Raw genomic sequence first — 19,705 nt, forward strand, 5'->3', positions numbered from 1 at the left:
GCGCCGCGCCACGCTGCCCGAGGTGACGCGCGGGAAGCCACCGCACAGCCCGCGAGCGAAGCGACAGCCGTCGAGGTAGGCCGGCAGCCGCCAGGTACTGACACCCTCCCCACAATTCCAGCAACTGTGCAGAATTACGAGAAGGCTCGGTGTTGATTGTTGATTCGGTGCGGGCGTAACCTGCCCTCACCGGAGGCCGACCGGCCGCCGCCGACCATGGCCACCCGACCATGAGGCCGTCCAGCGGCCCGTGGAGGGCACAGCGAGGAGGAGCGAGGTAGATGACAGTCATCGCGTCAGCGCCTGAAGCAGACGAGCCCCGGCTCGCCGGCCTCGCCGCGGAATGGCGCGCCATCGTGGCAAGGGAGCAGGAGAACCGCGTGGCGCAGGTCGCCGCGTGGGATGCAAAGCTCGCCGAGCTCCGCGCCGAGCAGGACGCGCTCCTGAGGCGTGGCCACTGGGTCGGCGGACCGGACGATCTCCTGAGCATCCTCGGGCAGAGCCGGCAGGAGCGGTATCACTCCGCGCTGCTGGCATGGCTGCTCGATCCCCAGGGTCGACATGGCTTCGGCGCTGGCTTCCTCGAGGCGTTGCTCCGCCGCTGCACGGCCGAGCCGCCGACGGCCGAGCTGAACCGCGCCCGGCCCGCGCTCGAGGTGAGCCTGGGCGACGCCTGCGCCGATGTCGTCGTCGCTGGGCCTGGGCTCTGCCTCGTGATCGAGAACAAGGTCGATGCCCGTGAACAGCCCCTGCGATGCGATCGCCTCTACGACAGTTTCTGTCGAGAGCCAGGCGCGCTGTTCGTCTTCCTGTCGCCCTCCGGACGAGCGCCCGTGACGGCCACGGGCGCCGCGCGGGAGGCGTTCACACCGATGAGCTACGCCGAGCTCGCGGGGATGCTCCGCGACGCGCTCGCCTCGGCGCCGGGCAAGGGCACGACGGCGCATGGGCGCGAGGCCGCCTCCAACTATCTCGCCACCCTGGAGAGGGAGTTCCGATGAACCGCATCGACGATCCGCGCGCCGTCTTCTACCTCCGGAACCAGGCGCTCATCGAGGAGTGGGCCACCCTCGGCGAGTCCGTCGCCAACCTCACGCACGCGTTTTTGAGCTCGTGCGCAGACGGGATCGCCGAGCTTGCCTCCGAGCTCTCTCCAGACGTCGAGGTCTTCACATTCCTGGAGGAAGACGAAGACTGGCCGAAGATCCTGCTGGTCTTGCCCGGATGGTTCCCGTCGAGCGGAGGCGAGCTCGTCCGCGGGGTCGAGGTCGCCCCCAGGGTCGGGGTCGGCCTGGAATGGAACAAGTCGAGACGTCTGAACTTCACGACCGCGCCTGCTTGCGCGTTCACGGGCGTATGGGTGGATGTCGACATCGCCGGCGGCAAGGAGCTGTCGCGGAAGCTTCGCGCGGCCTTCGGAGAGGCCGGCCTCCTCAAGAAGCACAAGCTCGCCTCCAGCCCTTGGTGGCCCGCATACCGCTACGAGACCGCGACAGGGGAGTACTGGAACGATCTCGAGCCCTACCGCGCACACCTCATCCAGTCGGTGCGGTTCCACTGGACGGAGTTCGAGGCGCGGATCCGGGAAGTGCTGGCGACCTGAGCGCATAGGGCGACGAACGGGCTGAAGCCGGATCCGCCGGAAGAGCACGGCACGTAGCAAGAAGAGAGACCACAAGGGCGCAAGAGGCGCAACGGGACAGGATGGTGCTCGCGCCGTGCTCGACGCATGTGCCTGTCGAGGAAGAGCACGGCCTCGCCCTCGTTAGCGGGCGCAGGCGTACGCGCACGGCGATGCGCTGCGCGAGCGCTGTCGCGCGCGGTCAATCATCTGCCGTCGCGGGGCCTGCGGTCAGCGACGTGGGCCGGTTGCTGAGCACGCGCGACACGAGCGCGAGCAGCATCTCGCGCGCGTGGCCGCCGTCGACGGCTGGATCGCGCAGTCGGATCGCCTTGCTGCCGTCCAGCACGGCGAGCAGCATGGTCGCGAGGGCCGCCGCCGGCAACGTGTCGTCGACGAGGCCGGCGGCCTGTCCGCGCGCGATCACGCTCGCGAGGAGCTGCTTCATCTCGACGCTGTGGCGCCGGAGCCGATCCGCGATCGCGGCGTTGCGCTGCGACTCGGCGAGCAGGTCGAAGAGGAGGGACGGCCCCTTGCCGCTGTAGAGGTCGGCCACGAGCGCGGGGAGGTCGCGCGCGTCCCGCACGTCACCCGACAGGTGCGTGGTCGCTTCGTCGAGCACGAGCTGGAAGAGGCCCTCGAGGATGGCCTCCTTGCTCGGGAAGTAGTGGTAGAGGTGCCCAGGGCTGACGCCCGCCTCGGCGCAGATGCTCGCGATGGAGGCCTGCACGCCCTCGGCGGCGAAGCGGCGCTGGGCCGCGCGGAGGAGCTCGCGACGCTTCTTCTCGTGCTGGTCGGGGTTGACAGTGCGCATGCAGCGAACCATTGTTAGAGCGTTCGCTCTAACATTGAGGAGGTTGAACGATGCCCATGATACCGCGCACGCATCTCGGCAAGAACGGCCCGCTCGTCGGCGCGCTGGGCCTCGGCTGCGGCGGGATGTCGCCCAGCCGCGGCGCCGGCAGCGACGCCGAGAGCATCGCCACGATCCAGGCGGCGCTCGACGCCGGGATGAGCCTGCTCAACACCGCCGACTTCTACGGCATGGGGCACAACGAGGCGCTCATCGGACGCGCCCTCGAAGGCCGGCGCGACCGGGCCTTCGTGAGCGTGAAGTTCGGCATGCTGCGTAGCCCGGGCGGGAAGTTCCTCGGGATGGACGGCCGCCCGGCCACGGTGAAGACGTTCGCGGCCTACTCGCTCCAGCGCCTCGGCGTCGACGAGATCGACCTCTACCAGCCCGGTCGACCCGACCCCGACGTGCCCTTCGAGGAGACGATCGGCGCCATCGCCGACCTCGTGCGCGAGGGCAAAGTCCGTCACGTCGGCGTGTCCGAGGTCGGCGTAGAGCTCCTGCGCCGCGCGCACGCCGTGCACCCCATCACCGCGCTCGAGATCGAATACTCGCTCGCGTGCCGCTTCATCGAAGCAGAGATCTTGCCGACGGCGCGCGAGCTCGGGATCGGCATCGTCGCCTACCGCGTCCTCGCCGATGGGCTGCTCAGCGGCGCGACGGCGCCGAGCCCCGGCGCGCACTTCGTGGCGCCGCGGATGGAAGGAGACGCGCTGGAGCAGAATGTCCGCGCCGCCCGCCCGCTCGTCGACATGGCCGCCCGGAAGCGCTGCACGCCAGCCCAGCTGGCCATCGCCTGGCTGCGCGCACGCGGGGACGACATCGTGCCGCTCGTCGGCATCAGCCGGCGCGCGCGGCTCGATGAGAACCTCTCGGCGCTCGACGTGCGCGTCTCCCCGGACGAGCTCGCGCAGCTCGACGCTGCGTTCGCGCCGGGGGCGATCGTCGGCGATCGGTACCCTCCGTTCGTCATGAAATACGCAGCGCGCTGAGCGACCCGGGTCGCGACCACACGCCGGACACCCTGACCGAACTCCCGACCCGTCGGGAAACCCCCAGTGAGAGGCTCTACGATCGACGCCACGGTCGACGATGCTGGACGCGGGGCGGTGGGAGGGTCCCGATGGCCTTGGCCGGGCGCTTACGCCGAGGCGGCGGGTCGGCCTGCGCGCGCCACCTCTCCTACGGCGCGGCGAGGGCCGCGATCTGCGCGGCCGAGAGCGCGCCGTCGTAGATCCGGAAGTCGTCGATATACGCCTTGAGCAAGGCGTCCGGGAACTGCGACTTGCCGATGTAATTGCTCGCCGTGGGCGCCAGCCGCGACGGCGTCACGTCGTGCGGAGGCGCCGGCGTGGTCGATGCGACGGAGACGCCGTCGACCCACAGCTGGTACGTGCCGCTCGAGATCGTGACCGCCACATGCTTCCAGACATCGACGGTCAGCGGGTTCGCGACCCTCACGATCGCCTCGTTGCCCACCATGTCGACCTGCGTGTAGACCGAGAGACGCAGGGCCCCGGTCTCGTCGAGCGGGGTGAGGAACATGAACCCGTTGCCGCCGAAATCGAAGATGCGAGACCAGATGTCGATCCTCTTCAGCTGGACCCAGGTCGCGATGGTGAGATCGTCGAGCTCGTCGGTGAGCCCGTCGGGGAGATCGACGTAGGGGTCGGCGCCCTGCAGGTTGAGCGCGCCGCCGATTCGCCCCTCCGCGAGCCATCCGGCGCTCCCGACGAGCGTGGCGTCGTTCCCATTGCCCGACGCGTCGTGGGCCACGAGGCCGCTCTCCTCGTCGAACGTGTAGTGCACGACGAGCCTCGGCTCCGGCCCGGCACCGCCGCTGCCGCCCGCGCCGCCGTCGCCGCCGGCACCGCCGTCGCCGCCAGCTCCGCCGGTGCCGCCAGCTCCGCCGGTGCCGGTCGCACCGCCGCTGCCGGTCGCTCCACCGCTGCCGCCATCGCCGCCCGCGCCGCCGCTGCCGGTCGCTCCACCGCTGCCGGTCGCTCCGCCGCTGCCGCCGTCGCCACCCGCGCCGCCGCTGCCGGTCGCTCCGCCGCTGCCGCCGTCGCCGCCCGCACCGCCGCTTCCGGTCGCTCCGCCGCCGCCGCCTTCACCGCCGCCGCCCGCGCCGCCCGCGGCGCCGCTGCCGCCATCGCCGCCCGCGCCGCCCGTGCCCGTCGCGCCCCCACCGTCGCCCCCGGAGCCGCTCGTCGCCGAGCCTCCACCCGACGCCGACGTCGACGTCGTCGCGCTGCCGCCGCCCCCCGCGTCGTCATCGCCGCTCGAGCCGCATCCGCTGGCCGCTGTTCCCAGCATCGCGGCCGTGAGCAACGCAGCCCTGAGACCACCCGACAAGATCGAAGCCTCTCTCATCGCATCCTCCAATAAGGCAAATACATCGAGCATCCGGGAACGCGCCGGCCGTGCTCGACGGGGTTGTTGGGGTTCTGCACATCCCGACGGCGATGACGGCCGTCGTCAAGATTCAAGCATCCGGTCGAGCGATGACATCATCTCACATACCGCGGAGCAACACCGTACCAACCACGCCGGTCCGGCTCGGCTCCACCGACACGGCGATCGGCCTCTCCTTCGTGGGGCGCAGCAGATACGTCAGCGCCGCGCCCGCGAGCGCCGCCGCGCCTACACCGAGAGAGATGTCGGCGATCAGGTACCGCGTGCGCACGGCGTCCAGATCGCTGTCGGCGCACTTCGGACTGCAGGTCTGCTCCAGGTGGTCCCGCTCGGACCGGCCCATGAGCCCCCACACAGCAAAGCTCGCCCCGCCCGCGACCCCCAGGCCCGCCAGCACGTAGGTGAGCGCCGGCACCGGACGGTAGGTCTCCGTGACGCTGGCCTGCGCCGGCGGGACCGGGGCCTCCACGAGGGGCTCGAGCGCGACGTTCAGCTGCCGGAAGCGCTGCCCCTCGAAGAGGATGAGCTCCTTGGACACCGGCTTGTGACCGGCGAGTTCGACACGGTAGGTGTGCTTCCCCGGATCGAGCTTGAGCGGCGCGCCGCTCGACGACAGCTCGACCGGCTGGCCGTCGACAAGGATCCTCGATCCGGTGACCTGCTCGCCGCCGCTCGTCACGTTGAACACGATCGACGGCGTCGCCCGCTCGAGCTCATCCACCCACGCCCCGCAATCGCGGAGGACCGGAGCCGGGCAGTCCGACCGGGCGCAGCCCTTCAGCGCGCGGCCCGCCTCGAGCAGCTGGTGCTCCTTCCGGAGCCGCTGCACCTCGGCGTGCGCGGCGATACATTGCTTGACCCCGGAGGCCGCTCCCGCCTCCGGCGCCGCAGGCCCGCCCGCCGGCGCCGCAGGCTCGTCCGCCGAGGCCGAGAGCGGCCAGAGCGCGGTCGCCGCCAGCGCGAGCGCCGCCCACCCGCCACGCCCCGTTCCGAGAGGCTTCCCCCTTCGCAGCATCCCTGTCTCTCCAGCCATCGCGCCGAGCTCCTCGTGTCCAGCAGACTCGCACCTGACTGCCTGTCGAGCAAACTTCCGACCGCCCGCCGCGCGGGCCGACCGCGGCTGGCTCACCCCCCTCATTGCGCCGCGAGGGCCGCCACCTCGGCCGCCGAGAGCGCGCGATCGTAGATCCTGAAATCGTCCACGATCCCGACGAGGTAGGGATCGACCGCGAACTGAGAGCGGCCGATGAAGTTCTGCGTCGTGTTCCCCAGATCCGAGGGCCGGGTGGCGATCATATCGCTGCTCGCCACCTCGGCCCCGTTGATGTACATCGACGAGCGGCTCGGGTTGTAGCTCAGCGTCACGGCGAGGTGCGTCCACTCCTGGAGCGGCAAGCTTCCATTCATGGTGTATTCCTCGACGCCCGCAGGGGAGTTCAACGAGAGGCGGACGCCGGTCGGATTCGCCGCCTTGGGGCACACGTAGAGCCACGCCACCTCTCCGGATCCGAAGTCGAAGATCCGCTGCCACCACTGCTGCTCGCCGAGGGAGATCCAGAACGACACCGTGAGCTCGTTGAGCGTCTGCAAGACGCCGGGCGGGAGCTCCACGTACTCCTCGTCCCCCGAGAGGGACAGCGCCTTGCCGATGCGCCCCTCCACCGACGTCCCCCCGAGGAGCGTCCCGTCGCGCATGCCGCCGGTGGCGTCCACCGCGATGCCTTCCTCGATCGCGTCGAACGTGTAGTGCAAGAACAGCCCCGTCTCGAGGTCGATGAGGGGACCGCCCCCGCCGCCTCCGGCGCCACCGCGGCCCCCCGCGCCCCCGTCGCCGCCCGCGCCCCCGACGCCGGCGGCGCCGCCGTCGCCCCCGACACCCCCGGCGCCCCCGGCGCCGCCGCCGCCGCCACCACCGGTGGCCCCGGTGCCGTCACGGCCTCCAGAGCCGCCGCCGCTCTGGCTGGAGCTCTGCGTCGCCGAGCCGCCGCCGGCGCCCGTCGCGCCGTCCTGGAGATAGGACAGGTCCTCGAGCGAACAAGCCCCGAGGCACAAGGGAGCGAGCGCCAGGAGCGCACGTGCCGCCGGACGAAGCGACGCAGGGCCGGCCAGCACCCTTCCACGAGCTGCCATGTTCATGTCACCTCCCAACCACGATGGACGCCCCGCGGACGCCTGCGATGCCGCTGCCGTGGCCCGAGGACCACGACCCCACGGGAACAGAGAAGAAAGGGCCCGGCTCCCCGCCTCGAGCCGACGCAGCGGACACCCGTGCATGCCGGCTCACGGCCCGCCGGACTCCGGCCAGCCATCGGCGCTCCATCTCAGCTCGGCGACGCGAAGGGCGAACATGCCGTCCGCGTCGGCGTCGTACGAATGGTAGACATGATACCAGGACTCACCGGCCTGGAGCAAGGCGTTGCTGCCAGGCCCTCGCCACCTCGAGCTGCTGGTCAGCACGCGCGAGCCGCCGCCGTCGAGCATGCGGTTCCCGAGCCGGTCCACGTAAGGACCGGCGAGCGCCCGGGACCGACCGACCATGATCTTGTACGTGCTGCTCGCGCCGACGCAGCAGGTGTCGAACGAGGCGAACAGGTAATAATGATCGCCTCGCCGCACGACGAACGGCGCCTCGATCGCGGTGCTCGGCCGCGCGGCGATGGACGTGAGCGCCCCGTCGACGGGAGCGCCGGCGAGGTCGAGCTGCATGAGCTTGAGCCCCGACCAGAAGCTCCCGAACACGAGCCAGGGCGTGCCCCGCTCGTCGAGCACGACGCTCGGGTCGATGGCGTTGTAATTGGTGCCCTCGCTGCAGATGACGGCGCCGTGATCCAGCCAGCGGGTCTCCGGGGCGCTCAGCGAGCCCCTGGTCGCGTGGCCGATACAGGAGCGGTTGGTCCCGAAGAACGACGCCGCGTAATACAGATGATAGAGCCCGCCCCAGTAGGAGATGTCCGGGGCCCAGAGCGCGTCGACGTCGCCCACCGCGCTCGCGACCCAGTCGGGGTTGTCGCTGAACACGGAGCCGGCGGAGTCCCAGCGCACGAGGTCGGATGAGGTCCGGATCGCGATCCCGGGGCCCGTGGAGAAGACGTAATAGAGATCCCCCGCCCGGATGATCGACGGGTCGTGCACTCCCTGGACGTCTCCGCTGAGGTCGAGCGCGACCGGACGCTCCGGCTCCACGGGGCCGCCACCCCCCGCTCCGCCGGTGCCCGCTCCCGTGCTCGCTCCCCCGGAGCCCACACCGGTGCTCGCTCCCCCGGAGCCCACTCCCGTGCTCGCTCCCCCGGAGCCCACTCCCGCGCTCAGTGCCCCGGAGCCTCCGCCATTGCCTGTTTGCCCGGCGCCCGCTCCGCCAGCGTCCGCTCCCCCGGAGCCCGCTCCGCCGGCGCCCGCCCCTCCGGTGCCTGCGCCGGTGCTCGTTCCGCCGGTGCCCGCCCCTCCGGTGCCTACGCCCGTTTCCGCGCCTCCGGTGCCCGCCGCGGAGCCGGACGCCACGCTCGACGTCGCCGGGCCGCCGGCGCCGCCCTGGGCTCCGGTGTCGCCGCAGGTCCCGCACCCGCCCATCACGGCCAGGGCCAGCGCGGAGAGCGCTCCCGTACCCGACGTGGTGTCGACACGCGATCTCACATGCACTCGACCTTGAATCGTTTGATCCCCTCGGGGTCGATGGTGTACGGCGGGTCGCAATTCGCGCTGGGCGGGCTGGCCGGCGCAGCGGGCGTGGGCTTGTCCGCCGGCGCCGCGGCGTCGCCTCCGCGCTCGGCCGGCTCCTTTGCCGACGGCTCGGGCTGCTTCGCCGACGGCCTGGGCTGCTTCGCGGACCACCTGGGCTGCTTCGCGGACCGCTCGGCCGGCTTTGCCGACGACTCGGCCAGCGCCTCGGGCAGCTCGGCCGGCTCGATGGTGGGCTCCGCCGACCCCGCCGACGGCTCGCCCGACCTCGCAGCAGCGGGCGCGGCGGCCGCCGCGGCGAAGCCGGAGCCCGACGGCGCGCCGGACGCCGGGACGACAGCAGGCGCGAGCGGCGCGAGCGGCGCGAGCGACGGCTGCGGCGACCCCGACAACGATGCGGCGTCGAGGGACGCAGGCGAGGAGCGCGGGGACCGGATGGTCGCGGCCGCCAGGACGATGCCGCAGCCGATCCCCAGCACGGCCGTGGCGAGGAGCGAGCGGGACGCCCGCTTCAGCCACGGGCGCCGCGCCGGCTCCTGCTCGTCCGTGAGCTTCGAGTCCGAGCCCGTCATCGTGCCGTAGCCGGCGCGCGCGAGCGATTGATCCAGCGGCGGCGGCGACAGGGTGTCGACCGGCATGGACGCGCGCGCCATCGCGCCCCGGCGCATCATCTCACGGCCGATGATGCGCTTCGTCTCCGCGCGCACGTCCTCGAACTCGCGCGAGACGAACCTGCCGACGTCGCGGTTCGTCACGGGCGTCGAGCCCGCGACGAACGCCTCGAGATCGGCCTCGAGCTCCGCCGCGGTGGCATAGCGCTGCTCCGGCGCGAGCGAGAGGGCCTTGAGGATGATGCGCTCGAGCTCCTCGGGCACGTCGGGCTTGACGTCGCGCGGCCTCGGGAGCTCCCCGTTCAGCACGCGATGCATGATCGCGATGTCGGTCATCCCCTTCCACATCCGCTCGCCCGTCGCGGCCTCCCAGAGCATGACCCCCACCGCGTACAGATCCGCGCGCCGATCGAGCTGGCCCCCCTCGATCTGCTCGGCCGGCATGTACCCGATCTTGCCCTTGATCACCCCCGTCGCCGTCTCGACGCTCCCGCCCGTGAGCTTGGCGATGCCGAAATCGATGAGCTTGACCTGGCCATCGTAGGTCACGAAGACGTTGTGCGGCGAGACGTCGCGGTGCACCACGTCGAGCGGCTCGCCGTCGAAGCCGGTGAGCTCGTGGGCATAATGAAGGCCGCGGAGCGCGTCGATGATGATCCGGAGGTGCATCTCCAGCGGGAGCTTCGTGCGCGCCCGCGACCGGACGATCGAGAGCGACTGGCCCTCGAGGTACTCCATGACGATGGCGGCCCCGCGCGTCGTCTGGACGATCGCGCTCGTCTGCACGATGTTCGCGTGGTTCAAGCGCGCGGAGAACCGCGCCTCGTTGATGAACATCTCCCGCATCTCGAGGTTGTCGAGGAGGTCGGGCCTGAGAAACTTCAGGACGACGAGCTTGTCCACCCCCTCCGCGCCGCTCTGCACGGCGAGGAAGACCTGCGCAGTTCCCCCGCGCCCGAGCTCGAGCAAGAGGTGATGCCCCGGGTCGGTCGGTGTGCTGGACGTCCCCACGTTCACTGGGCGATGATGGCACGAAAAAAACGAGCTCGACCAGACGGATTCAGGGGGATCTCGAGCCTTCTTCCGCAATGCACTGCATGGTTCCGCCTGCCCTGCCGAATTGCGCAGAAATGCGGGTGCGATAGTGTCGCAGCATGGTCGCACAAATGAGGGACGCTCGATCCCCGGCGTCCGCGCGAGGCGCGAGGTCGAGGCCACCGGGCAGGCGGACCCATGCCGATGGGCGGAAACCGCTTGCCACGCGCCCATGAGCTGTGCATGTGCCCAGATCGGGCCCTTAAGGGCGTCCTCGACGTGCGGCGGCGCGGAGCATGCCCCCGCGGCCCCGAGCCGGCCCCTGCCGGACGGCGGGGTCGCCACCTTCGCCGCCCGGTCGAGCTCGTCCGAACCGCCACGGCGTTCCGAAAGGAAGAATGCTCCGCAGGCCGGCCTCGACGATCCCGGTCAGCTGAAGACGGGGGGTCGACCCGAAACAGCGTGCCCGCGGCTTGCCGACCCCCCTGTGCTAGACTCGGAGCATGGCCGAACCTCTGGAGCCTCCCGTTGGGGAGCGGGACGACAGCCCCTACGATGAGAACGGAGTAGACCGCTCCCTCGTCCGCTGGATGCTCAGCCTATCACCCACGGATCGGCTGGCGCAGCTGCAGAGCTCGATCGATTTGATCATGAGCGTGCGCGGGCCCTCCGATGGCGCTCGCTGATATCTTGCACGCGCTGGTACACCATCACGTCGAGTTCATCGTTGTGGGAGGCATGGCTGCAGCGTTGCAGGGCGCGCCTGTGAACACGCTCGACATCGATATCGTGTACTCACGCTCCGAGCAGAACATCGCCCGGCTCATGGCTGCCCTGACAGAGCTGGAAGCCGTATTTCGCACGGACCCACGACGGCTCGTTCCTAACGAGTCGCACCTGCGATCGACTGGGCACAAGCTGCTCCAGACGAAGCACGGTCTGCTCGACGTGCTGGCCACGATCGAGGAATCGACGTCCTATGACGATCTCTTGCCTGACTCGACGGTGCTCGAGGTAGCCGGCGTGCTCGTCCGCGTTCTGTCGCTGGAACGGCTCATCGAGGTCAAGGCGAAGCTGACCAGGCCCAAGGATCGGGCGATGCTCTTTCTGCTCCAGGCGACCCTCGACGAAAAACGCCGAGCGCCCTGACCGGCACATCGCGCCGCTCGAGCAGCCCTCCCCTCCCCGCCCTACTGCCTCACCGGCAGCTCCACCACGAACGTCGCCCCCTCCCCCGGCGCGCTCTCCACGCTCACCGCCCCGCCGTGCGCCTCGACCACGCTCTTCACGATGGCGAGCCCGAGCCCCGTCCCGTTCCGGCTCTCGTCGGTCGTGAAGAACCGGTCGAAGATCCGCGCCCGATGCTGCGCCGGCACCCCCGGCCCCCGGTCGCGCACCGAGATCCTCGCGGTCCTCCCGCCCTCCTCGCCCTCCACGGTCACCACCACCGCCTCCCCCGGCGGCGAGAACCTCACCGCGTTGTCCAAGAGGTTCAGCAGCGCCGTCTCCAGGTCCGTCTGCCGCGCCCGCAGCAGCCGCCTCGACATCTCGTACCGCAGCACCACCGGCCTCTCGCGCGCCCTGCACCGCTCCACCACCCGCGCCACGAGCGCCTCCAGGTCGAGCACCGTCATCGCCTCGCTCGAGGCCTCGATCCGGCTCAGCTCCAGCAGCCGCGACACGAGCCGATCGAGCCGCGCCACGTCGAGCTCGATGTTCCGCAAGAAGCGCCGCCGCGCCTCGGGATCGTCCGCCGCCCCCTCGTCGAGCAGCTCGGCCGCCCCCCGGATCGACGTGAGCGGCGACTTGAACTCGTGCGCCACGTCGGCCGCGAAATCCGAGGTGTACCGCAGGCGCGCCCCCAGCCGCTCGTTCATCGCCGCGAACGACGCGCCGAGCTCGCGGATCTCGCCGCTCCCCGAGACCGGCACCTCGATGTCGCGCTCGCCGGCCGCGATGCGCTTGGCCGCGCGCGAGAGCTTGCCGAGCGGCCTCGAGATCGACCACGCGAGCGCCAGCGTGACGAGGCCCGTGAACAGGCTCGCGCTCAGGAGGACCTGGATCAGGCCCGACCGGATCCGGTGCAGCTCCACGAGCACCGGCTGCGTCGAGCGCACCACGTAGACGGCGCCCAGCACCTCGCCGCCCCAGCGGATCGGCTCGGCCAGGAACAGGAAGACCGCAGGCTGCCGCTCCCGGACCCGCGTCCTCGCGCCGCGGCGCCCCGAGAGCGCGTCGCGCACCTCCGGGCGATCCGCGACCTCGGGCCAGCGCTCGCGCGCGTCCTTGCCGAAAGGCCGCACCCCGTCGGCAAGATCGCCGAGGCCGACGCCCGAACCGCCCCGGGCGCGCGCCGGGAGCAGCGCGGGCACCGCCGGCTCCGGCCCCTCGGGCGGGCCGTTCTCGTGCGAGTCGACGACCACCGCGCCCGCCCCGTCGAGGATCCGCACGCGCGTGCGCGTGCGCCGCGCGGCCCGGGTCAGCACGTCGCCGTGCTCCGGCGCGTCGAGCTCGAGCCCCCGGTCGAGATCCGACGCGAGCATCGCCGCCACGAGGGCCGCCTGGTTCGCCATGTCGCGCTCGAGCGAGCCGAGCAGCTGCCGCTCGTAGATCCGCGCGAACTCGAGCCCCGCCGCCGGCACGAGCAGCACCACCAGGTTGACGACGAGCAGCCGGACGCGGATCCGGCCGAGCTCCCGGCGCAGGCGCTCGATCATCGCGCGCATCGGTCGGCCTGGCATCGCGGCCCGGCTACGCGCCCTGCACCTTGTAGCCGACGCCGTGGACGGTCGCGATCGGATCGCCGCCAACTACGCGAAACTTCGCGCGAATCCGGCGAACGTGGGTGTCGATGGTGCGCTCCGTGATGAGGTTGTCGTAGCGGTAGGCGCGCTGCATGAGCTGGCCGCGCGAGAGCACGACGCCCGGCCGCTCGAGCAGCGCGCCGAGCACGCCGAGCTCGGTCGCGGTGAGCGACACGGGCTGCCCGAGGTAGCGGGCCTCGTGGCGGCCTATGTCGACCTCGATCGGGCCGTGGCGGAGGACCGCGGCGCGCGCCTCGGCCGGCGCGGGGGGCGGCGCCTCGGCCCGCCGGAGCAGCGCGCGCACCCGCGCCACGAGCTCGCGCGGCGAGAACGGCTTGGTGAGGTAATCGTCGCCGCCGAGCTCGAGGCCGACGATCCGGTCGACCTCGTCGCCGCGCGCCGACAGGAAGAGGATCGGCGTCCTGCTCGCGGCGCGCAGCCGCCGGCACACCTCCAGGCCGTCGAGCTCGGGGAGCATCACGTCGAGCACCACGAGGTCCACGTCCCCCGCCCCGGCCGCCTCGATCGCGGCGCGCCCGTCGGCGACCGCCGTGACGGTGTAGCCCTCCTTCTGCAGGGCGTAGAGCAGGACCTCGCGGATGCGCGCCTCATCGTCGACGACCAGGATGTGCTTGCTCACGTCGCGATCGGTCCCTCTGATCCGGCGCCGCCGTGCGCGTCGATCGCCGCGCCGAGGCCCTCCACGCGCGCCCAGACCTCGGACACGATACCACCGACGCCCTCGACCGAGGATCCGGCGAAGCGCGCCAGGACGAGCTGCGTGCGCAGCGCCTGGACGAGATCCGCGAGCTCCTCGAGGGCGCGGGCGTCGTGGTCGCGCATCGCCCGGAGGCGCCGGATGTTCTCGAGGTGGAGGTGCGCCGTCGCCAGCGCGCGCCCCCCCGCGCCGTCGCGCTCGATCTCGGCGACGCGCGCGGCGGCGGCGGCCTCGTCGAAGCCGCCCTGGCGGAGCAGCGCGTCGAGCTCGGCGTGGCGGGCGGCGGCGCGCGCCACCTCGGCCTCGATGCGCGCGGCGGCCTCGCGCGACAGGAGCGCCTCGAACGACGTGCCGGCGCAGGCGCTGACCCCCTCGCGCAGCGCGCCCTGGACGCGGGCGGCGGCGGTGCCGGCGCCGCCGTCCGGCCGGTCGCTGGCCGCCCCGCGGCCCGCGGTGAGCGCGACGGGGGCCCAGATGGGCCAGAGCGGCACGCAGAGCGCCGCGGAGAGGGCGGCGCGGCGGCGCGCGTCGCCGCGATCGCGCGAGGCGCGGTACACCGCGACGGCGCACGCGAGGCCCGCGAGCAGGTACAGGATCGAGAGATCGCGGAGGCTCATCGCGCCGCCTCCGTCGGGCCGACGCGCGCGGCGTCCGGATCGACGCCGTCCGGGTACGCGCCCTGCGGCGGCGGAGCGACGCGCGGGGCCATGCCGGCCGGCGGCGCGACGTCGACCGGGCCCACGCCGACCGGCGTCGAGACGTCGGCCGGGCGCCCGCCGCGCGGATCCGAGCTGCTCCGGGGCTTGTGGCGCCGCTCGAGCGAGCGCGGATCCTCGTCGTAGATCCCGAGCGCGGAGCGGCAGCTCTTGACGAGCGCGTCGGAGAAGCTCCCCTCGCGGGCGCGCACGAACGGGATTTCCTTCTGGCTCGGCCGGCCGAGGTACGGCCGGAGCATCCACGCGGCCTGACCGCCGACCGCGAAGAACACGGCCATGAAGGCGACCGCGGTGAGGGCGCGGCCCTGGCCCGCGCCGATGCCGCGGACGAGCACGCCGAGCGCGGCGAGGCCCGCGCCGGCGTAGGCGAGCCACGCGGCGACGGAGGAGGCGTGGTAGCCGAGCCCCAGGTCGATGAGCAGCCAGAGCACGGGCGCGAACGCGAGCAGCACGAGCGAGGAGCGGCCCGCCGACGCGAGGACGAGGGCGATGATCGACCGCATCGGCCAGGGGCGGCCGAGGACCGCCGCGAGCGCGTGGAACGCCGGGGCGCAGAGCGCGAGCGTGATCAGCATCGCGAGCGGCACCTTGACGGCCGCGTAGAGGATCTGCTCCTTGCCGCGGAAGCTCCCGATCACGCCGCCGAACACGGCGGAGCCGAGGGCGATGGCGCCGAGCGACGCGAGCGCGATGGCGCGGATGTCCCTGTCTTCACGGCAGCTCGCGGCGACCTCGGCGGGCGCCCGGAGCAGGCGGCTCACGACGGCGGCGCTCACAGGGCACCTCCTCTCAGGATCGGGAGCGTCCCCCACCAGACGCGCAGGGCGAGCGCGACGGCGAACCCGGCGAACCCGAGGAGCGCCGCGGTGGTGCCGGACCAGGTGAGCGGGCCCCGATCGGGCCGGAGCACGGCGCCGAGATCGCGCAGCAGGACGCGCACGCCGATGACGCCGCCGACCGCGAGGCCGATCAGCCCCATGATGGCCGCCGTCTCGGGCGCCCCGCTCGTGACGACGAAGAGCGCGGCGGCGGGCGCGAGGCCGCCGAGCACGAGGCCGGTCGCCGCGGCGGCGCGCGCCGTGGCCGACAGGGCGCGCGCGGGGTCGAGCGGCGCGTCGAAGAGGGTCAGGACGATCGTCAGCGCGGGGACGCCGAGGCAGGCGACGGCGACCATGGCCGCCGGCACGCCGGCGGCGTGCTGGACGAGCGACAGGCCGCCCTGCCGGGCGCCGAGCGCGAGCCCGTACAGCGCGGCGAGGCCGACGCCGACGCCGAACCTGGCGAGGTCCTGGCGGAGATCCGCGGCCTGCCGCTCGGCGAGGAGAGAGGCCGTCCAGCCGGGGTGTCCGGCGCGCGCCGCGGGCTCGGCGGCGGCGCCCGGCGCGGCGGCGGCCGCGGGCGGCGGCGGCGCGTCGCTTCGCGGCGCCGCGGGCGCGAGAGCGCCGGCTTCCGAGCCGGGCTCCGGCGAGGGGGGAACGACGAGACAGGGAGCTTGCGCCTGCACAGGACCTCCGTGGTGATGAGCGCTGCGCGGCGCGCTGGGCCGCCGCAGCCTCGATGGGAGTACCCCGCGCTCGAGGCGCGCCCGCGCCCGCGACGAGGAACGAACGCGGAGAGGTTGTGGCGAAGTTGTGGCAGCCCGCCCGCCGCGGCCAGCGCCACCCGCGCAGGAGCCTCGCCGGTCCTCTGCCAGGCGCCTGCCGCGGCCGGCCTGCAAGCCGGCGGCGTCGCGCGGTATGCTGGCGGGATGTCGGTTGGCGTCCAGCTCGGGCCCCGGGCCAGCCTCGCCGATCTCCTGGCCATCCCGGAGGAGCAGCGCTTCCACGAGATCGTCGACGGCGAGCTCGTGCGCAAGGCCATGCCGAGCGGCCCGCACGGGAGGGCGCAGCGCGTCCTCGGAGGCCGCATCGGCGACCCGTACGACCGGCGGCCGGGCGGGCGGCTCCCGGGCGGGTGGTGGATCGTGACCGAGGCCGAAGTGCAGTTCGCCGAGGATCAGGTCTATCGCCCCGACGTGGTCGGATGGCGGCGGGACAGATCGCCAGAGCTGCCCAGGACGACGCCGAGCTCCGTGCGGCCCGACTGGGTGTGCGAGGTGCTGTCGCCCTCCACCGCGCGCAACGATCGCGTGAAGAAGATGCGCGTCTATCAGCGGTGCGGCGTGCCGCACACCTGGATCGTGGATCCCGAGGACCAGACGCTGACCGTCCACCGGTGGACGTCCGAGGGCTATCTGCTGGTCCTCGCCGCCGAGCGCGGAGAGCGCGTCAGGGCAGAGCCGTTCTGGGAAGTGGAGCTGGAGATGGACGCGCTCTTCGGAGACGAGGCAACCTAATGTCCCGTTCCTGAAGAGCGCGAATGAAGCCCTCTCGCCGTGGACATCGGGCGTCCGCTGCGCGAACCGACCGATGCGCGCGAGGATTTCGTCCGCCGCCTCGGTCCAGAGGAACGGCTCCGGGTCCTCGTCGTGTGCGTCGAGGGACTCTCGTTCACAGCGCGCTCCGGCGCCGCGCCAGGCGCGCGTCGACGGACCAGCGCCCCGCGCCGACGACGACGAGAAACAGCGCGCCGAGCAGCATCGCCCAGTCCGTCCTCGCCTCGTGGGCCATGCTCCAGAAGCCGTATTGCGGCATCTTGCGCACGTGGAAGCCGAGGATGTCTCGGCCGAGCAGGATCGGGAGCTTTGTCGAGACCAGCGCCACGACCATGTCGATGACGAGCAGAGCGGCGGCGAACCGGGTCAGGAGCCCCGCGAGCACGAGGACCCCGCAGACGATCTCGACCACCCCTACGAAAGGTCCCATGGCCTCCGGCCAGGGAATGCCGATCTTGACGAACCGTCCGGCGCCGAGCTCCGCTGGATAGATGAACTTCTGGAGCCCTTCGGACAAGAAGACGGCCCCGACCGAGAGGCGGACGAGGAGCGTTGCCGCAGGCGCCTCGGACTCGAGCATCTTGCGCAGGTGTTTCATCATGTCGTCCGCCCTTCGTCGAGAACCTATCGAAGCGCGTAGGCGGTCCTCGTGATCCCGTCAAGCTCGAGCCGCGGCCGTAGAGCACGACCGGCGAGCCGACTATCCTGAAGCGTGCCCTCACGGCCCCCCGGCCGCCGAGGGGCGACCCGACGCGTGCGCCGGAGCCGAGCGACAGACCGACGCAGGCGATCGCCGCGCAGCGATATGGCCGGCGGCGTGATCGTCGGTCATCATGTCCTCGTGTTGTATGTCCGCCACGTGCCGGGTCCGCCGCTCTCGGCGCACGTCGCCGAGCTCTGGTACCTTTCGGCTGCGCCGCCCCACGCGGCCGAGCGCATCCTACCCTCCGGTACCCTCCAGCTGGTCGTCAACCTCGACGAGGACGAGCTTCGCATCTACGACGGCCCCACCCTTCGCCGCCACTCCGGTGCCGCCGTGTCGGGCGCGTACCAGTCCTCCTTCGGCGTCGACACACGCGAGCACGCGTCGATGGTCGGGGTCCAGTTAATGTCCCGTTCCTGAAGAGCGCGAATGAAGCCCTCTCGCCGTGGACATCGGGCGTCCGCTGCGCGAACCGACCGATGCGCGCGAGGATTTCGTCCGCCGCCTCGGTCCAGAGGAACGGCTCCGGGTCCTCGTCGTGTGCGTCGAGGGACTCTCGTTCACAGCGCGCTCCGGCGCCGCGCCAGGCGCGCGTCGACGGACCAGCGCCCCGCGCCGACGACGACGAGAAACAGCGCGCCGAGCAGCATCGCCCAGTCCGTCCTCGCCTCGTGGGCCATGCTCCAGAAGCCGTATTGCGGCATCTTGCGCACGTGGAAGCCGAGGATGTCTCGGCCGAGCAGGATCGGGAGCTTTGTCGAGACCAGCGCCACGACCATGTCGATGACGAGCAGAGCGGCGGCGAACCGGGTCAGGAGCCCCGCGAGCACGAGGACCCCGCAGACGATCTCGACCACCCCTACGAAAGGTCCCATGGCCTCCGGCCAGGGAATGCCGATCTTGACGAACCGTCCGGCGCCGAGCTCCGCTGGATAGATGAACTTCTGGAGCCCTTCGGACAAGAAGACGGCCCCGACCGAGAGGCGGACGAGGAGCGTTGCCGCAGGCGCCTCGGACTCGAGCATCTTGCGCAGGTGTTTCATCATGTCGTCCGCCCTTCGTCGAGAACCTATCGAAGCGCGTAGGCGGTCCTCGTGATCCCGTCAAGCTCGAGCCGCGGCCGTAGAGCACGACCGGCGAGCCGACTATCCTGAAGCGTGCCCTCACGGCCCCCCGGCCGCCGAGGGGCGACCCGACGCGTGCGCCGGAGCCGAGCGACAGACCGACGCAGGCGATCGCCGCGCAGCGATATGGCCGGCGGCGTGATCGTCGGTCATCATGTCCTCGTGTTGTATGTCCGCCACGTGCCGGGTCCGCCGCTCTCGGCGCACGTCGCCGAGCTCTGGTACCTTTCGGCTGCGCCGCCCCACGCGGCCGAGCGCATCCTACCCTCCGGTACCCTCCAGCTGGTCGTCAACCTCGACGAGGACGAGCTTCGCATCTACGACGGCCCCACCCTTCGCCGCCACTCCGGTGCCGCCGTGTCGGGCGCGTACCAGTCCTCCTTCGGCGTCGACACACGCGAGCACGCGTCGATGGTCGGGGTCCAGTTCCGCCCCGGCGGCGCGTGGCCGTTCCTCGGCGCGCCGCCCGGCGCGCTGACCGACACGCACGCCGACCTCGCGGAGCTCTGGGGGCGACGGGCGGCGGAGCTCCGCGAGCGCCTGTGCGCGGCGCCGGAGCCGCGCGCTCGCTTCGCGCTGCTCGAGCGCGCGTTGCTCGACCGCCTTTCGAATGCGCGCCCCGGTCATCCCCTGGTGCCGCATGCGATCGCGGCGCTCGAGGGAGGCGAAAGGCGCGTCGCCGACGTCGCGGCCACGCTCGGCATCAGCCACCGGCGGCTCATCGACGTGTTCACCGCCGAGACCGGCCTCGCCCCGAAGGCCTTCGCTCGGATCACACGCTTTCGACGGGCGCTTTCGCGCGCCGAGAGGGAGCGCGAGCCGGACTGGGCCCGGCTCGCCGCCGAGTCAGGGTTCTGCGATCAGTCGCACCTGATCCGCGAGTTCGTGGCCCTCTCCGGCAATTCGCCGACCGCGCTCATCGCCCGGTCCTCCCGCGAGCACGTCAAGCTGCACCACATCGCCATCGCCGCGCCGGCCGCGCCGGATGGGGCGCGCGGAAGGGACCGGCAACGCGCGCGCCCCCGAGGTGTCCTGACCCGATGACCGCGAAAGGTC

At 72.2% G+C, this 19,705-nt stretch carries 20 protein-coding genes; 7 read left to right on the forward strand and 13 right to left on the reverse strand.

The window, feature by feature from the left end:
• Nucleotides 1-281 precede the first annotated feature (281 nt).
• The gene (locus tag WMF20_RS28380) at nucleotides 282-1,001 is read left to right on the forward strand and encodes a PD-(D/E)XK nuclease family protein (protein WP_437605061.1); all 720 of its coding nucleotides are present in this window, start codon (nucleotides 282-284) and stop codon (nucleotides 999-1,001) included.
• Nucleotides 998-1,603 carry a hypothetical protein gene (locus WMF20_RS28385; protein ID WP_437605062.1) on the forward strand — a complete coding sequence of 202 codons (606 nt, stop codon included), beginning with the start codon at nucleotides 998-1,000 and terminating at the stop codon, nucleotides 1,601-1,603. The genes WMF20_RS28380 and WMF20_RS28385 overlap by 4 nt, the downstream gene beginning before the upstream one ends.
• Nucleotides 1,604-1,823: 220 nt before the next feature.
• Here WMF20_RS28385 and WMF20_RS28390 read toward each other — a convergent pair whose 3' ends face one another.
• On the reverse strand, nucleotides 1,824-2,435 hold the full coding sequence (locus WMF20_RS28390; protein WP_437605063.1) for a TetR/AcrR family transcriptional regulator: 612 nt from the start codon (nucleotides 2,433-2,435) through the stop codon (nucleotides 1,824-1,826).
• Nucleotides 2,436-2,485: 50 nt separating this feature from the next.
• Here WMF20_RS28390 and WMF20_RS28395 point away from each other — a divergent pair, with 50 nt between their 5' ends.
• Entirely contained in the window at nucleotides 2,486-3,466 is a 981-nt protein-coding gene (locus WMF20_RS28395; RefSeq protein ID WP_437605064.1) for an aldo/keto reductase, read from the forward strand.
• A gap of 190 nt (nucleotides 3,467-3,656) precedes the next feature.
• On the opposite strand, the gene WMF20_RS28400 is transcribed toward WMF20_RS28395, so the two are convergent.
• The 5 genes from WMF20_RS28400 to WMF20_RS28420 all read right to left on the reverse strand — a co-directional run bounded on the left by WMF20_RS28400 (nucleotide 3,657) and on the right by WMF20_RS28420 (nucleotide 10,192).
• The gene (locus tag WMF20_RS28400; protein WP_437605065.1) at nucleotides 3,657-4,829 is read right to left on the reverse strand and encodes a LamG domain-containing protein; all 1,173 of its coding nucleotides are present in this window, start codon (nucleotides 4,827-4,829) and stop codon (nucleotides 3,657-3,659) included.
• A gap of 160 nt (nucleotides 4,830-4,989) precedes the next feature.
• The gene (locus WMF20_RS28405) at nucleotides 4,990-5,922 is read right to left on the reverse strand and encodes a hypothetical protein (RefSeq protein WP_437605066.1); all 933 of its coding nucleotides are present in this window, start codon (nucleotides 5,920-5,922) and stop codon (nucleotides 4,990-4,992) included.
• Nucleotides 5,923-6,023: 101 nt separating this feature from the next.
• Complete coding sequence (locus WMF20_RS28410; protein ID WP_437605067.1) at nucleotides 6,024-7,019, reverse strand: LamG domain-containing protein; 996 nt, start codon at nucleotides 7,017-7,019, stop codon at nucleotides 6,024-6,026.
• Between the two features lie 150 nt (nucleotides 7,020-7,169).
• A complete protein-coding gene (locus WMF20_RS28415) occupies nucleotides 7,170-8,072 on the reverse strand; it encodes an arabinan endo-1,5-alpha-L-arabinosidase (RefSeq protein WP_437605068.1) in 903 nt (300 codons plus the stop codon).
• A gap of 443 nt (nucleotides 8,073-8,515) precedes the next feature.
• Nucleotides 8,516-10,192 (reverse strand): serine/threonine protein kinase, encoded by a 1,677-nt coding sequence (locus WMF20_RS28420; RefSeq protein WP_437605069.1) that lies wholly within the window; start codon nucleotides 10,190-10,192, stop codon nucleotides 8,516-8,518.
• A gap of 690 nt (nucleotides 10,193-10,882) precedes the next feature.
• Here WMF20_RS28420 and WMF20_RS28425 point away from each other — a divergent pair.
• A complete protein-coding gene (locus tag WMF20_RS28425) occupies nucleotides 10,883-11,359 on the forward strand; it encodes a nucleotidyltransferase domain-containing protein (RefSeq protein WP_129577385.1) in 477 nt (158 codons plus the stop codon).
• A 41-nt stretch (nucleotides 11,360-11,400) separates the two neighbouring features.
• On the opposite strand, the gene WMF20_RS28430 is transcribed toward WMF20_RS28425, so the two are convergent.
• The 5 genes from WMF20_RS28430 to WMF20_RS28450 are packed head-to-tail and all read right to left on the reverse strand — an operon-like array spanning nucleotide 11,401 to nucleotide 15,952.
• Nucleotides 11,401-12,951, reverse strand: coding sequence for a sensor histidine kinase (locus tag WMF20_RS28430; protein ID WP_437605070.1), 1,551 nt, complete (start codon nucleotides 12,949-12,951; stop codon nucleotides 11,401-11,403).
• A gap of 10 nt (nucleotides 12,952-12,961) precedes the next feature.
• Nucleotides 12,962-13,654: a response regulator transcription factor gene (locus WMF20_RS28435; RefSeq protein ID WP_129577386.1), complete on the reverse strand. Its 693-nt coding sequence runs from the start codon at nucleotides 13,652-13,654 to the stop codon at nucleotides 12,962-12,964.
• The gene (locus WMF20_RS28440; protein ID WP_437605071.1) at nucleotides 13,651-14,349 is read right to left on the reverse strand and encodes a hypothetical protein; all 699 of its coding nucleotides are present in this window, start codon (nucleotides 14,347-14,349) and stop codon (nucleotides 13,651-13,653) included. Before WMF20_RS28440 ends, WMF20_RS28435 begins: the two co-directional genes overlap by 4 nt.
• Nucleotides 14,346-15,224 carry a hypothetical protein gene (locus WMF20_RS28445; RefSeq protein ID WP_437605072.1) on the reverse strand — a complete coding sequence of 293 codons (879 nt, stop codon included), beginning with the start codon at nucleotides 15,222-15,224 and terminating at the stop codon, nucleotides 14,346-14,348. The genes WMF20_RS28440 and WMF20_RS28445 overlap by 4 nt, the downstream gene beginning before the upstream one ends.
• Nucleotides 15,221-15,952 (reverse strand): hypothetical protein, encoded by a 732-nt coding sequence (locus tag WMF20_RS28450; RefSeq protein WP_437605073.1) that lies wholly within the window; start codon nucleotides 15,950-15,952, stop codon nucleotides 15,221-15,223. Before WMF20_RS28450 ends, WMF20_RS28445 begins: the two co-directional genes overlap by 4 nt.
• Nucleotides 15,953-16,195: 243 nt before the next feature.
• Here WMF20_RS28450 and WMF20_RS28455 point away from each other — a divergent pair, with 243 nt between their 5' ends.
• Nucleotides 16,196-16,783 carry a Uma2 family endonuclease gene (locus WMF20_RS28455; RefSeq protein ID WP_437605074.1) on the forward strand — a complete coding sequence of 196 codons (588 nt, stop codon included), beginning with the start codon at nucleotides 16,196-16,198 and terminating at the stop codon, nucleotides 16,781-16,783.
• Between the two features lie 154 nt (nucleotides 16,784-16,937).
• On the opposite strand, the gene WMF20_RS28460 is transcribed toward WMF20_RS28455, so the two are convergent.
• Nucleotides 16,938-17,420, reverse strand: a complete 483-nt coding sequence (locus tag WMF20_RS28460; RefSeq protein WP_437617178.1) for a DoxX family protein — start codon at nucleotides 17,418-17,420, stop codon at nucleotides 16,938-16,940.
• A gap of 207 nt (nucleotides 17,421-17,627) precedes the next feature.
• Between WMF20_RS28460 and WMF20_RS28465 the strand changes: the two genes are divergently transcribed.
• Nucleotides 17,628-17,945, forward strand: coding sequence for a DUF6597 domain-containing transcriptional factor (locus tag WMF20_RS28465; protein ID WP_437605075.1), 318 nt, complete (start codon nucleotides 17,628-17,630; stop codon nucleotides 17,943-17,945).
• A 140-nt stretch (nucleotides 17,946-18,085) separates the two neighbouring features.
• Here WMF20_RS28465 and WMF20_RS28470 read toward each other — a convergent pair whose 3' ends face one another.
• Nucleotides 18,086-18,568 carry a DoxX family protein gene (locus WMF20_RS28470; RefSeq protein ID WP_437617178.1) on the reverse strand — a complete coding sequence of 161 codons (483 nt, stop codon included), beginning with the start codon at nucleotides 18,566-18,568 and terminating at the stop codon, nucleotides 18,086-18,088.
• A 219-nt stretch (nucleotides 18,569-18,787) separates the two neighbouring features.
• Here WMF20_RS28470 and WMF20_RS28475 point away from each other — a divergent pair, with 219 nt between their 5' ends.
• Nucleotides 18,788-19,693: an AraC family transcriptional regulator gene (locus tag WMF20_RS28475; protein ID WP_437605076.1), complete on the forward strand. Its 906-nt coding sequence runs from the start codon at nucleotides 18,788-18,790 to the stop codon at nucleotides 19,691-19,693.
• The last annotated feature ends 12 nt before the right edge of the window (nucleotides 19,694-19,705 follow it).

This window comes from Sorangium sp. So ce834, from assembly GCF_051521425.1.
GTDB lineage: Bacteria > Myxococcota_A > Polyangia > Polyangiales > Polyangiaceae > Sorangium > Sorangium cellulosum_D.

What these genes read in the sequence shown, in the direction of transcription:
- WMF20_RS28380 (WP_437605061.1), top strand. Translation starts at nt 282, where the DNA reads ATGACAGTCATCGCGTCAGCGCCTGAAGCAGACGAGCCCCGGCTCGCC.
- WMF20_RS28385 (WP_437605062.1), top strand. Translation starts at nt 998, where the DNA reads ATGAACCGCATCGACGATCCGCGCGCCGTCTTCTACCTCCGGAACCAG.
- WMF20_RS28390 (WP_437605063.1), bottom strand. Translation starts at nt 2,435, where the DNA reads ATGCGCACTGTCAACCCCGACCAGCACGAGAAGAAGCGTCGCGAGCTC.
- WMF20_RS28395 (WP_437605064.1), top strand. Translation starts at nt 2,486, where the DNA reads ATGCCCATGATACCGCGCACGCATCTCGGCAAGAACGGCCCGCTCGTC.
- WMF20_RS28405 (WP_437605066.1), bottom strand. Translation starts at nt 5,922, where the DNA reads ATGGCTGGAGAGACAGGGATGCTGCGAAGGGGGAAGCCTCTCGGAACG.
- WMF20_RS28410 (WP_437605067.1), bottom strand. Translation starts at nt 7,019, where the DNA reads ATGGCAGCTCGTGGAAGGGTGCTGGCCGGCCCTGCGTCGCTTCGTCCG.
- WMF20_RS28425 (WP_129577385.1), top strand. Translation starts at nt 10,883, where the DNA reads ATGGCGCTCGCTGATATCTTGCACGCGCTGGTACACCATCACGTCGAG.
- WMF20_RS28430 (WP_437605070.1), bottom strand. Translation starts at nt 12,951, where the DNA reads ATGCCAGGCCGACCGATGCGCGCGATGATCGAGCGCCTGCGCCGGGAG.
- WMF20_RS28440 (WP_437605071.1), bottom strand. Translation starts at nt 14,349, where the DNA reads ATGAGCCTCCGCGATCTCTCGATCCTGTACCTGCTCGCGGGCCTCGCG.
- WMF20_RS28455 (WP_437605074.1), top strand. Translation starts at nt 16,196, where the DNA reads ATGTCGGTTGGCGTCCAGCTCGGGCCCCGGGCCAGCCTCGCCGATCTC.
- WMF20_RS28460 (WP_437617178.1), bottom strand. Translation starts at nt 17,420, where the DNA reads ATGAAACACCTGCGCAAGATGCTCGAGTCCGAGGCGCCTGCGGCAACG.
- WMF20_RS28465 (WP_437605075.1), top strand. Translation starts at nt 17,628, where the DNA reads ATGGCCGGCGGCGTGATCGTCGGTCATCATGTCCTCGTGTTGTATGTC.
- WMF20_RS28470 (WP_437617178.1), bottom strand. Translation starts at nt 18,568, where the DNA reads ATGAAACACCTGCGCAAGATGCTCGAGTCCGAGGCGCCTGCGGCAACG.